This is a genomic window from Variovorax sp. KK3, from assembly GCF_001984055.1.
Lineage (GTDB): Bacteria > Pseudomonadota > Gammaproteobacteria > Burkholderiales > Burkholderiaceae_C > Variovorax.
In genome coordinates this window covers 35,284-46,807 of the sequence record NZ_LYVO01000023.1, presented here as the reverse complement: position 1 = coordinate 46,807, position 11,524 = coordinate 35,284, and the positions used below count along the sequence as shown (strand labels likewise).

8 protein-coding genes are annotated in these 11,524 nt (G+C 71.3%); 7 read left to right on the top strand and 1 reads right to left on the bottom strand.

The features are described from left to right. The first annotated feature begins 92 nt into the window (after positions 1-92). The 6 genes from kdpB to B0W80_RS13430 are packed head-to-tail and all read left to right on the top strand — an operon-like array spanning position 93 to position 7,228. Positions 93-2,177, top strand: a complete 2,085-nt coding sequence (kdpB, locus tag B0W80_RS13450) for a potassium-transporting ATPase subunit KdpB (RefSeq protein ID WP_076999690.1) — start codon at positions 93-95, stop codon at positions 2,175-2,177. Positions 2,178-2,189: 12 nt separating this feature from the next. Continuing rightward, positions 2,190-2,765, top strand: a complete 576-nt coding sequence (gene kdpC / locus B0W80_RS13445; protein WP_076999650.1) for a potassium-transporting ATPase subunit KdpC — start codon at positions 2,190-2,192, stop codon at positions 2,763-2,765. Positions 2,766-2,772: 7 nt separating this feature from the next. Then, positions 2,773-2,910: a hypothetical protein gene (locus B0W80_RS35465; RefSeq protein ID WP_179106909.1), complete on the top strand. Its 138-nt coding sequence runs from the start codon at positions 2,773-2,775 to the stop codon at positions 2,908-2,910. 18 nt (positions 2,911-2,928) lie between these two features. Continuing rightward, positions 2,929-5,685, top strand: coding sequence for a DUF4118 domain-containing protein (locus B0W80_RS13440; protein WP_076999649.1), 2,757 nt, complete (start codon positions 2,929-2,931; stop codon positions 5,683-5,685). A gap of 21 nt (positions 5,686-5,706) precedes the next feature. Continuing rightward, on the top strand, positions 5,707-6,399 hold the full coding sequence (kdpE, locus tag B0W80_RS13435; RefSeq protein WP_076999648.1) for a two-component system response regulator KdpE: 693 nt from the start codon (positions 5,707-5,709) through the stop codon (positions 6,397-6,399). A 25-nt stretch (positions 6,400-6,424) separates the two neighbouring features. Continuing rightward, complete coding sequence (locus tag B0W80_RS13430; protein WP_076999647.1) at positions 6,425-7,228, top strand: pseudouridine synthase; 804 nt, start codon at positions 6,425-6,427, stop codon at positions 7,226-7,228. Between the two features lie 21 nt (positions 7,229-7,249). On the opposite strand, the gene B0W80_RS13425 is transcribed toward B0W80_RS13430, so the two are convergent. Beyond that, a complete protein-coding gene (locus B0W80_RS13425) occupies positions 7,250-8,011 on the bottom strand; it encodes an SDR family oxidoreductase (RefSeq protein ID WP_076999646.1) in 762 nt (253 codons plus the stop codon). 142 nt (positions 8,012-8,153) lie between these two features. On the opposite strand from B0W80_RS13425, the gene B0W80_RS13420 reads away from it, so the two are divergent. Further along, positions 8,154-11,513, top strand: a complete 3,360-nt coding sequence (locus B0W80_RS13420; protein WP_076999645.1) for an AAA family ATPase — start codon at positions 8,154-8,156, stop codon at positions 11,511-11,513. Positions 11,514-11,524 lie beyond the last annotated feature (11 nt).

Here is an 11,524-nt window from a genome sequence, read left to right as displayed (position 1 = left end):
CCAAGGCCATGAAGAAGAATCCCTCCGCCGTCCCCGCATTGGGGGACACCGTCGCGGCGAGTGCCGCGGCCGAAGACAAGAACCCGGCACGAATGAAGAGCCTGGCCCTGCTCGATGCCGAACTGGTGCGCCCCGCGCTGTGGTCGGCCATCGCCAAGCTCGACCCGCGGGTGCAGTGGCGCAACCCCGTGATGTTCATCGTCTACATCGGCAGCATCCTGACCACGTTGCTGTGGGTGCATGCGCTGAGCTTTCCGGGCGACACCGGCATGCAGCCCGGCTTCGTGCTCGCGATCTCGGTGTGGCTGTGGTTCACCGTGCTGTTCTCCAACTTCGCCGAGGCGCTGGCCGAAGGCCGCAGCAAGGCGCAGGCCGCCTCGCTGCGCGGGCTGCGCAAGGACACCTGGGCCAAGAAGCTCGCCGAGCCGTACCACGGCGCGAAGTGGCTGCCCCAGCAGGCGCCCGAACTGCGCCGCGGCGACGTGGTGCTGGTGGAAGCCCATGACGTGATCCCGCTCGACGGCGAGGTGATCGAAGGCGTCGCCTCGGTCGACGAGAGCGCCATCACCGGCGAATCGGCGCCCGTGGTGCGCGAGTCGGGCGGCGACTTCTCGGCCGTGACCGGCGGCACGCGCGTGCTGTCCGACTGGCTGGTGGTGCGCATCACCGTCAACCCGGGCGAATCGTTCCTCGACCGCATGATCGGCATGGTCGAGGCCGCGCGGCGGCAGAAGACGCCCAACGAGATCGCACTCAACATCCTGCTGGTGGCGCTGACGCTGGTGTTCCTGATGGTCACCGTCACGCTGCTGCCGTACTCGATCTTCAGCGTCGATGCGATGCAGTCCGGCAGCGTGGTGTCGCTCACCGCGCTGGTGGCGCTGCTCGTGTGCCTGATCCCCACCACCATCGGCGGCCTGCTGTCGGCGGTGGGCGTGGCCGGCATGAGCCGCATGATGCAGGCCAACGTGATCGCCACCTCGGGCCGCGCGGTGGAGGCGGCCGGCGACGTCGACGTGCTGCTGCTCGACAAGACCGGCACCATCACGCTCGGCAACCGCCAGGCCAGTGCCTTCCTGCCCGCACCCGGCGTGCAGCCGCAGCGCCTGGCGCGCGCCGCGCTCATGGCCTCGCTGGCTGACGAGACGCCCGAGGGCCGCAGCATCGTCGAGCTGGCGCGCCGCGGCGGCATCGACGAACGCGCCGCCGAGGGCACGCGCTTCGTCGCCTTCACCGCGCAGACGCGCATGAGCGGCGTCGACCTGCCGGCGCTGGGGAGCAGCCTCGACGGCGAGCCGGTGCTGCTGCGCAAGGGCGCGGTCGACGCGGTGCGCCGGCACGTCGAAGCGATGGGCGGCAACGTCGCGCCCGAACTGCTGCGCAGCGCCGACGAGGTGTCGCGCCGCGGCAGCACGCCGCTGGCGGTGGCCGAGGGCGCGCGCGTGCTGGGCGTCGTCGAGCTCAAGGACATCGTCAAGCCCGACATCCAGTCGCGCTTCGCCGAGCTGCGCCGCATGGGCATCAAGACGGTGATGATCACCGGCGACAACAAGCTCACGGCTGCCGCCATCGCGGCCGAGGCCGGCGTGGACGACTTCCTGGCCGAGGCCACGCCCGAGGACAAGCTGGCGCTGATCCGCCAGTACCAGTCCGAAGGCCGCCTGGTCGCGATGACCGGCGACGGCACCAACGACGCCCCCGCGCTCGCGCAGGCCGACGTGGCGGTGGCCATGGGCAGCGGCACGCAGGCGGCCAAGGAGGCCGGCAACATGGTCGACCTCGACTCCAACCCGACCAAGCTGCTCGAGGTGGTGGAAACCGGCAAGGCGCTGCTGATGACGCGCGGCTCGCTGACCACCTTCTCGATCGCCAACGACGTGGCGAAGTACTTCGCGATCATCCCGGCGATCTTCGTGTCGACCTACCCGCAGCTCGCGGCGCTCAACGTGATGCGGCTGGCCAGCCCGTCGTCGGCCATCCTGTCGGCGGTGATCTTCAACGCGCTGGTCATCGTGTTCCTGATTCCCCTGGCGCTGAAGGGCGTGCGCTACCGCCCCGTGGGCGCGGCCGCGCTGCTGCGCCGCAACCTCGCCCTCTATGGCCTGGGCGGCCTGGTCGTGCCCTTCGTCGGCATCAAGTTGATCGACTGGCTGCTCGTGGCCGTCGGTCTGGTCTGAAGAAAGCCTGTCATGTTCAAGACGCTTCGTCCCGCCCTCGTGCTCTTCGTGCTGCTCAGCGCGCTGACCGGGCTTCTCTATCCGCTGGCCGTGACCGGCGCCGCGCAGGCGCTGTTCCCGGCGCAGGCCGAGGGCAGCCTGGTGCTGCGCGGCGGCAAGCCGGTCGGCTCGGCGCTGATCGGCCAGAACTTCAGCGACCCCGGGCACTTCTGGGGCCGCCCGTCGGCCACCGCGCCGATGCCGTACAACGGCGGCGCGTCGGTCGGTTCCAACCAGGGTCCGCTGAACCCGGCGCTCGTCGATGCGGTGAAAGGCCGGGTCGAGGCGCTGCGCGCAGCCGACCCCGCCAACGCGCAGCCCGTGCCGGTCGACCTGGTCACGGCGTCGGCCAGCGGCCTCGACCCGCACATCAGCCCGGCCGCGGCGCAGTACCAGGCGGCGCGCGTCGCGCGCGTGCGCGGCCTGTCGCTCGACCGCGTCGAGTTGCTCATCGAAGACCACACCGAAGGCCCGTGGCTGGGCCTGCTCGGCGAAGCGCGGGTGAACGTGCTCGCGCTCAACATGGCGCTGGACGCCGCGGCCCGGTGAGCGCGCCGTGAACGAGGCATGGCTTCATGCGCTGTGCGCGCTCGCGGCCTTCCTGGTGCCGCTGTGCTTCGCCTGGCTCATGGTCTCGCGCGTGGTGCGCCGGCAGACGCGGCGCCGTCGACGCGGGGACGGGTCGATGCGATAACCTGCCTTGCCCGTGCCCATGAACGACGCCGCCCGACCCGACCCCGACGAGCTGCTGGCCGAGCTGCGCGCCGGCGAGGCGCGCGAGCGGCGCGGCAAGCTGCGCATCTACTTCGGTGCCAGCGCCGGCGTGGGCAAGACCTGGGCCATGCTCAGCGCCGCGCAGCGCGAACGCGCATCGGGCCGCGACGTGGCGATCGGCGTGGTCGAAACCCACGGCCGCAGCGAAACCGCCGCGCTGCTGGCCGGACTGGAAAGCCTGCCCTTGCGGCAGGTGGCCTACCGCGGCCACACGCTGCTTGAGTTCGACCTCGATGCCGCGCTGGCACGCCGCCCTGCCGTGATCCTGGTCGATGAACTCGCGCACTCCAATGCGCCCGGATCGCGCCACGCCAAGCGCTGGCAGGACGTGGAGGAACTGCAGGCCGCCGGCATCGACGTCTGGTCGGCCCTCAACGTGCAGCACCTCGAAAGCCTCAACGGCACCGTCGGTGCCATCACCGGCGTGCGCGTGCACGAGACGGTGCCCGACACCGTGCTCGACGAGGCCGACGAGGTGGTGCTGGTCGACGTCACGCCCGACGAACTGACGGCGCGCCTGGCCGCCGGAAAGGTCTACCTGCCGCAGCAGGCCGAGCGCGCGGCGCAGAACTTCTTTCGCAAGGGCAACCTGATCGCGCTGCGCGAGATCGCGCTGCGCCGCACCGCCGAGCACGTGGAAGACGACGTGCGCGGCTGGCGCATCGAGCAGTCGGGGCGCGTGGGCGAGACGGCGCCGCCGGCCTGGAACACCTCGGGCGCGATCCTGGCTTGCGTGGGTCCGTCCGAGGCCGCTGGTCAGACCGTGCGCACGGCTGCGCGGCTGGCCGGGCAGCTCAACGTGCGCTGGCATGCGGCCTACGTCGAAACGCCGCGGCTGCAGCGGCTCGACGCACCGCAGCGCGACCGCATCCTGGCCGTGCTGCAGCTGGCTGAAAGCCTGGGCGCCGAAACCGCGGTGCTCACCGGCGAAGACGTGGCCGAGGCACTGGCCGAGCAGGCGCAGCGGCTCAATTGCGCGATGCTCGTCGTGGGGCGCGCCGTGCCGGCGGACGGCTGGCCCCGGTGGTGGCCGCGGCACGCTTTCGCGCGCGAACTGGCGCACGCCGCGCCCGGCGTCGACATCGTCGAGGCGGCGCATGCGCAGAGCTCGCGCCGCATCGCCCACGCGCGCCCGGGCCGACCGGGCGATGCCGAGGTGGAAGACGGCGACCGCCCGCAGGCGCATTGGCACGGCTATGCCTGGGCGGCCGCCATCGGTGTGGCGATCACGCTGCTGGCCACGCCGCTGGCGGGCGTGCTGGAGCTGGCCAACATCGTGATGCTGTACCTGCTGGGCGTGGTCGGCGTCGCGATGCGCTTCGGCCGCGGCCCGGCCGCGCTGGCGGCGGTGCTCTACGTCGCGGCCTTCGACTACTTCTTCGTCTCGCCGCAGTTCTCGTTCGCGGTGAGCGACGTGCAGTACCTGCTGACCTTCGGTGTGATGCTGGGCGTGGGCCTGCTGGTGGGTCAACTCACCGCGGGCCTGCGCTTCGCGGCCGGCGTGTCGGCCAGCCGGGAGCGGCGGGCGCAGTCGCTCTTCGAACTGACCCGCGAGCTGTCGGCCGCGCTCGAGGCTTCGCAGGTCGTCGCGCTGGGCGCGGCGGCGGTGCAAGGCCACTTCGGCGGCCGCGCGCTGGTGCTGGTGGCCGATGCGGGCGATCGCCTGGTCATGCCCACCGAGCCGCCCCAGGGCTTCGACCCCAGCGTGGCCGATTGGAGCTTTCGCCAGGGCCAGCCCGCCGGCCTGGCCACCGCCACGCTGGCCGCGCAGCCCTGGCATTACGTGCCGCTGAAGGCGCCGATGCGGGTGCGCGGCGTGCTGGCGCTGGTGCCGGCCCAGCCGCGCTGGCTGCTCATTCCCGAACAGGCGCAGCAGCTCGACACGCTGGCGCGGCAGATCGCCATCGCGCTCGAGCGCGTGCACTACGTGGACGTGGCGCAGCAGGCGGTGGTCGAGATGGAATCGGAGCGGCTGCGCAATGCGCTGCTGGGTGCCATTTCGCACGACGTGCGCACGCCGCTCACCGCGCTGATCGCGCTGGCCGAATCGCTGCAGTCGCCGGCGCCGGCCGGCGGCTCGGCCGAGGCTGCGCCCGCCGTCGCGCGCGCCATCGTGGCGCAGGCGCATCAGCTGCATGCGCTGGTGAACAACCTGCTCGACATGGCCCGGCTCGAAAGCGGCATCGCCGGCGGCAGCGTCAACCTGCGGCGCGACTGGCAGTCGGTTGAAGAGGTGGTGGGCGCAGCCATCCGCGCGGCGCGCCCGGGGCTCGGCAGCATGGCGGTGCGGACCGACCTGCCGGCCGACCTGCCCCTGGTCGAATTCGATGCGGTGCTGATCGAGCGCGTGCTCGTCAACCTGCTGGAGAACGCCGGCAAGTACGGCGCGGCGCCGGTCGTGGTGGCCGCCCGCGCCACCGAGCGTTCTCTGGTGATCGCGGTGCGCGACCATGGGCCGGGCTTGCCGCCGGCCCTGAAGGGCCGCGAGCAGACACTGTTCGACAAGTTCACGCGCGGGCAGGCCGAATCCGCGACGCCGGGCGTGGGCCTGGGGCTGGCGATCTGCAAGGCGGTGGTGAGCGCGCATGGCGGTGAGATCGGCGCTGCCGATGCGGTGGGCGGCGGGGCAGAATTCACCGTCACGCTGCCGCGCCGGGAGCCACCGCCCGTGCCGGCCGCGCCCATCGACGACTGACCCACCGTTCGCGTTTCCACCATGCCCGCACCCACTGCCGTCGTCATCGAGGACGAGCCCCAGATCCGCCGCTTCGTGCGCGGCGCGCTGGAGGCCGAGGGCTGGCAGGTGCACGAGGCCAGCACGCTGCGCGAGGGCCTGGCCGCAGCCGGCACGCGCCAGCCCGACCTGCTGGTGCTCGACCTGGGCCTGCCCGACGGCGACGGCATCACCTTGATCCGCGACGTCCGCGGCTGGTCGGGCGTGCCGATCATCGTGTTGTCGGCCCGCATCGACGAGGCCGACAAGATCGAGGCCCTCGACGCCGGCGCCGACGACTACCTGACGAAGCCCTTCGGCACCGGCGAGCTGCTGGCCCGCGTGCGTGCCAACCTGCGCCGCCCGCGCGCCGCCAGCGGCAGCGAGGAGCCCGATGCCGTGTTCCGCTTCGGCGAGGTCGAGATCGATCGCAGCGCGCGCCTGGTGCGGCGCGCCGGTGCCGAGGTGCACCTCACGCCCACCGAATACCGCCTGCTGTCGGTGCTGGCGGCCAACGCGGGGCGCGTGCTCACGCAGCGCCAGCTGCTGCGCGAAGTGTGGGGGCCGGCCCATGCCGGGCAGAGCCACTACCTGCGCATCTACATGGGCCACCTGCGCCAGAAGCTGGAGGCCGACCCGGCGCAGCCGCGGCATCTGCTGACCGAGACGGCGGTGGGCTATCGCCTCGTGCCTTGAGCTCCCGCCGGCCGAATCACTGACAATGGCGCGCCCTTCGCCGCCGCTCCGCGCCATGCCACCCGACACTCCCGCCGAACCGACCCGACTCAACAAGCGCATGGCCGAACTCGGCCTGTGCTCGCGCCGCGAGGCCGACGAATGGATCGCGCACGGCTGGGTCAAGGTCAACGGCCGGGTGGCGGAGATGGGCGTGAAGGTGGTGCCCGCCGATCGCATCGAGGTCGAGCGCCGTGCGCAGGAGCACCAGCAGCAGCAGGTGACCATCCTGCTGCACAAGCCGGTCGGCTACGTGAGCGGCCAGGCCGAAGACGGCCACGAGCCGGCGGTGGTGCTGGTGAATGCGCGCAGTCACTGGCGCGACGACCCGAGCCGCCACCGCTTCGCCCCGCAGCAGCTGCGCGGCCTGGCACCGGCCGGACGGCTGGACATCGATTCCGTGGGCCTGCTGGTGCTGACCCAGGACGGCCGCGTGGCGCGCCAGCTGATCGGCGAAGACTCGGAGATGGAAAAGGAATACCTGGTGCGCGTGAGCTACGGGCCCGTCGCGCAGAACCCGCAGGCCTCTTTCCCGCGCGAGCAGCTGCAGCGCCTGCGGCACGGCCTGAGCCTGGACGGCCAGGCGCTCAAGCCGGCGCATGTCGACTGGCAGAACCCGGAGCAGTTGCGCTTCGTGCTGACCGAAGGCAAGAAGCGGCAGATCCGCCGCATGTGCGAACTGGTGGGCCTGCAGGTGGTGGGGCTCAAGCGCATCCGCATCGGGCGGGTGATGCTGGGGCGATTGCCGGTGGGGCAGTGGCGCTACCTGGGGGCGGACGAGCGGTTCTGAGCCGGCGTTCTGCCGAGCGTCCTAGATCGCGGTGAAGCCGCCATCCACCGCGTGCGCGACGCCGGTCACGAACGACGCGTCCGCCGAGCACAGCCACAGCACCACCGCCGCCACTTCGTGCGGCTCGCCGATGCGCCCGACCGGGTGCATGGCCGCCATGCGGGCCGGCATGGCGGGGTCCATGCTGGCCCAGCGTTCGGACATCGGCGTGCGGATCATGCCCGGGCACACGGCGTTGATGCGGATGTTCTGTTTGGCGAATTCGGCTGCGGTCGATCGCGTGAGCCCGACCACCGCGTGCTTCGAGGCGGAATAGGTCGCCAGCCGCGGCGCGCCCTTGAGGCCGGCGACCGATGCGGTGTTGACGATCGCGCCGCCGCCTTGCGCTTCCATCTGCTTGAGCTCGTGCTTGAGGCACAGCCACAGGCCCTTGACGTTGACCGCCATGATGCGGTCGAACACCGACTCGTCGCATTCGGTGATGCGTGTGGTCTCGATCTCGATGCCGGCGTTGTTGAAGGCGCAATCGACCCGGCCGTAGGCCGCGACCGTGGCCGCGACCATGGCGGCGACATCGGTCTCGCGGGTGACGTCGACGCGCAGGAAGCTCGCTTCGCCGTGCTGCGCGCGCACCAGGGCGGCCGTTTCTTCGCCCGCGGCCGTGTCGACGTCGGTCAGCATGAGTCGCGCGCCGGCGGCTGCGAAGGCCAGTGCCGTGGCCCGGCCGATGCCGCCGCCGGCGCCGGTGACCAGCACGGCCTTGCCTTTGAAATCGTGGGTCATCGATGCCTCGCTTCCGTGACGCTGCGGGGTGACGATTGTCGTGCGCCGGCGCGCCATTCGGTGGGGCGAGGCATACACTTCGGTCGCGTCGATCGGGCACGATCGATTGGCACGCTCTTTTCATGTTCCGATCGAGGAGCGCATGAGCAAGGTCCGTGAATGGCTCGACGACCACAGGCTCTCCGAGATCGCGGAGGTGTTCGAGCGCGAGCAGATCGACTGGGACGCACTCGTGCTCCTCACGCCGGCCGATCTGCGGGATCTCGGCCTGCCGATCGGGTTGCGCGCGAAGTTGTCCGCCGCCTTGCGTTCGCTGCCGGGCGCGCATGCGTCGTTCCAGGCCGGGGTCGAAGCACCGTCCAAGCCCGAGGGCGGCATGGCGCCCCCGGCAGACGATGGCGAGCGCCGCCAGCTGACCGCGCTCTTCTGCGACATGGTCGGGTTCACCGAACTCGCCAACCGCACCGACCCCGAAGTGCTGCAGCGCATCGTCCGCGCCTACGAGAACGCCTGCGAGGTGTGCATCGCGCGCTACGAGGGCTATGTGTTCCAGCTGCTGGGCGACGGCATCGTCGCCTTCTTCGGCTACCCGCTCGCGCATGAGGGCGAGGCCGAGCGTGCCATCCATGCCGGCCTGGAAATCATCGAGAGCTTGTCCGGCCTCGACATCCCCGTGGCCGGCCGGCTCGCGGTGCGCATCGGCATCGCGACCGGCGTCGTCGTCGTGTCCTCGGCGGGCAAGGGCGCGGTCGGCGAGGCCATGAACCTGGCGGCCCGGCTGCAGGCGCTTGCGCGGCCCGGCCACGTGCTGGTCAGCGAACAGGTCCACCGGCTGGCCGGCGGCAGCTTCGACTACGAGGACCTGGGCGAGCAGGTGTTGAAGGGCATCGCGCGGCCGGTCCGTGTCTACGGCATCGCGGGCGTCAGCGAAGCCGCCAGCCGCTTCGAGGCCGCGACGCAGGACGGGCTGACCCCGCTGATCGGCCGCGAGCAGGAGATCGGGCTGCTGCTCGAGCGCTGGTCGCTGGCCCAGGACGGCGAAGGCCAGGTCGTCATGCTGTCGGGCGAACCGGGCATCGGCAAGAGCCGCATCCTCAACGCCTTCAGGGAGCGCGTTGAAAGCCAGGGCGCGAAGGCACTGAACTTCCAGTGCTCGCCCTATTACGTGAACAGCGCGTTCTGGCCCAGCGCCAACAACTTCGAGCGCGGGCTGAAGTTCGCGCCCGACGAATCGCCCGAGTCGAAGCTCGACAAGCTCGAAGGATTGATCGTCGGCGTCTACGGCCGGCCGCTGGCCGACGTCGGCTTCGTCGCGTCGATGATGTCCATTCCCTGCGGCGACCGCTACGGCACCGCCGCCATGACTGCGCAGAAGCGCAAGCAGGAAACGCTGCGCACGCTGGTCGACCTGACCGAAGCCGCGGCGCGCACGCAGCCGAGCGTGATGCTGTTCGAGGACGCGCACTGGGCTGACCCGACCTCGCTGGAGGTGCTGGACCTGCTGATCGACCGGGTGCGCGGCATTCCGCTGCTGGTGGTGCTGACCCATCGGCCCGAGTTCGAGTCGCGCTGGTCCGAGCAGGGCCACGTGAGCGCGTTGAACCTGTCGAAGCTGACCCGGGCGCAGGGTGCGGCGATGGTGTCGCGGCTGGCGGGCAGCAAGGCCTTGCCCGCCGCGCTGCTCGAACAGATCCTGGCCAAGACCGATGGCGTGCCCTTGTTCGTGGAGGAGCTGACCAAGGCCATCCTCGAATCGGGCGAGCTGACCGAACAGGCGGATCACTACGAATACCGCGGCGCGGCGAGTGCCATCACCATTCCGGCATCGCTGCGGGATTCGCTGATGGCGCGGCTCGATCGATTCAACCCGGTCAAGTTCATCGCGCAGATCGGTGCGGCGATCGGGCGCGTGTTCAGCTACGAGCTGATCGCGGCGGTGGCGCCGATGACGCCGGAACAGCTCGACGAATCGCTCGCGCGGCTGACCGAGTCGGGCCTCGCGTCGCGTCGCGGCTCGCCGCCGGAGGCGACCTACACCTTCAAGCATGCACTGGTGCAGGACGTGGCGTACGACTCGCTGCTCAAGAGCCGGCGCCAGGACTTGCACGCCAAGATCGCCCGCGCGATCGAGGCGCGCTTCACGAATGCCAAGGTGGCCGAGCCCGAAGTGCTGGCCCACCACCTGACCGCCGCGGGCCTGGCGGCCGAGGCCGTTCCGCTGTGGCAGAGCGCCGGCGAACTGGCGTTCAAGCGCATGGCCCTGGTCGAGGCCATCTCGCACCTGAACCAGGGGCTGCGGCTCGTGGCCACGCTGCCGCGCTCGATCGACAACGACCGGCGCGAACTGGCCCTGCGGCGCGCACTGGGCGTGGCCTGGATGGGCGCCCGGGGCTGGCCGGCGCCCGAGGCGCGCGAGAGCCTGCTGCCGGCGCTCAAGCTGGTCGGCTCGGCCGCGTCGGGTCGCGACACGCTGCCGGTGTACTGGGGGCTCTTCGCCAACACGCTGAGCATGGGCCGCGTCGCGGAGTCGGTGCAGTGGGCCCAGCAGCTGCTCGCGATGGGCCAGGACGGCGGCGACAGCGACGTCCTGGTGACGGCGCATCTGATGATGTGCGTCTCGACCTTCTGGCTCGGCGACCTGCTGACCTGCCGCACGCATGCAGAGGCCCTGACGCACGTCTACGACCCCGTCGCGCACCGCCACATCGCCGACGAGATCAACCACGACCCGCTGACCGGCGCGGGCATCTACCAGGCACAGGTGAGCTGGATGCTCGGATATCCGGACCGGGCCGTCGCCGAATGCGATGCGAAGGACCGGCACGCGCGTCAGCGGGGCCACGTGTTCGACCGCGGCTTCGCGCTGGCCGCCGGCGCGGACGTTTTCGAGTACCGCGGCGAGCCCGACGCGCAGCGTGCGCGCGTGCAGGAGTGCGAGCGCCTGGGCCGTGACAACGGGCTAACGGTGTTGTGGCAGGTGGTCGCGCCGCTGCGCCATGGCGCAGCGCTGGTGCGCGCCGGCGAAGCGGCCGAAGGCGTCGGCCTGCTGCGGGCCGGCCTCGCGATGCGCGAGGCGGGGGGCGGCTACGGTGGCAGCAATCCCTATTTGCAGGCGCTTCTCGCCGAGGGCATGGCCGCGTTGGGCGACGTGTCGGGCGCGCTGCGCGTCATCGAGAAGCAGATCGAACAGATCGAGCGGCCGGGCTGGGGCGAACGCTGCCACTACGCCGAGATCCGCCGGCTCGAAGGCAGCCTGCATGCCTTGCGCGGCGATGCCGAGGCGGCCGAAGAGAGCTTTCGGCTGTCGCTCGAATGGGCGCGCGTGCAGCAGGCGAGGTCGTGGGAGCTGCGTACCGCCACCGGCCTCGCGGACCTGCTGCGTCGGCAGGGCCGGGTGGCAGAGGCCCGCGCGGTGCTGGTGCCGGTGTACGAATGGTTCACCGAAGGGCTGGGCACGCGGGACCTGGTTCGTGCCCGCGAGCTGATCGCGTCGCTGAACTGAGCGATCGAATT

Coding starts and splice junctions, on each gene's coding strand:
- kdpB (WP_076999690.1), top strand. CDS start 93: ATGAAGAGCCTGGCCCTGCTCGATGCCGAACTGGTGCGCCCCGCGCTG.
- kdpC (WP_076999650.1), top strand. CDS start 2,190: ATGTTCAAGACGCTTCGTCCCGCCCTCGTGCTCTTCGTGCTGCTCAGC.
- B0W80_RS13440 (WP_076999649.1), top strand. CDS start 2,929: ATGAACGACGCCGCCCGACCCGACCCCGACGAGCTGCTGGCCGAGCTG.
- kdpE (WP_076999648.1), top strand. CDS start 5,707: ATGCCCGCACCCACTGCCGTCGTCATCGAGGACGAGCCCCAGATCCGC.
- B0W80_RS13430 (WP_076999647.1), top strand. CDS start 6,425: ATGGCGCGCCCTTCGCCGCCGCTCCGCGCCATGCCACCCGACACTCCC.
- B0W80_RS13425 (WP_076999646.1), bottom strand. CDS start 8,011: ATGACCCACGATTTCAAAGGCAAGGCCGTGCTGGTCACCGGCGCCGGC.
- B0W80_RS13420 (WP_076999645.1), top strand. CDS start 8,154: ATGAGCAAGGTCCGTGAATGGCTCGACGACCACAGGCTCTCCGAGATC.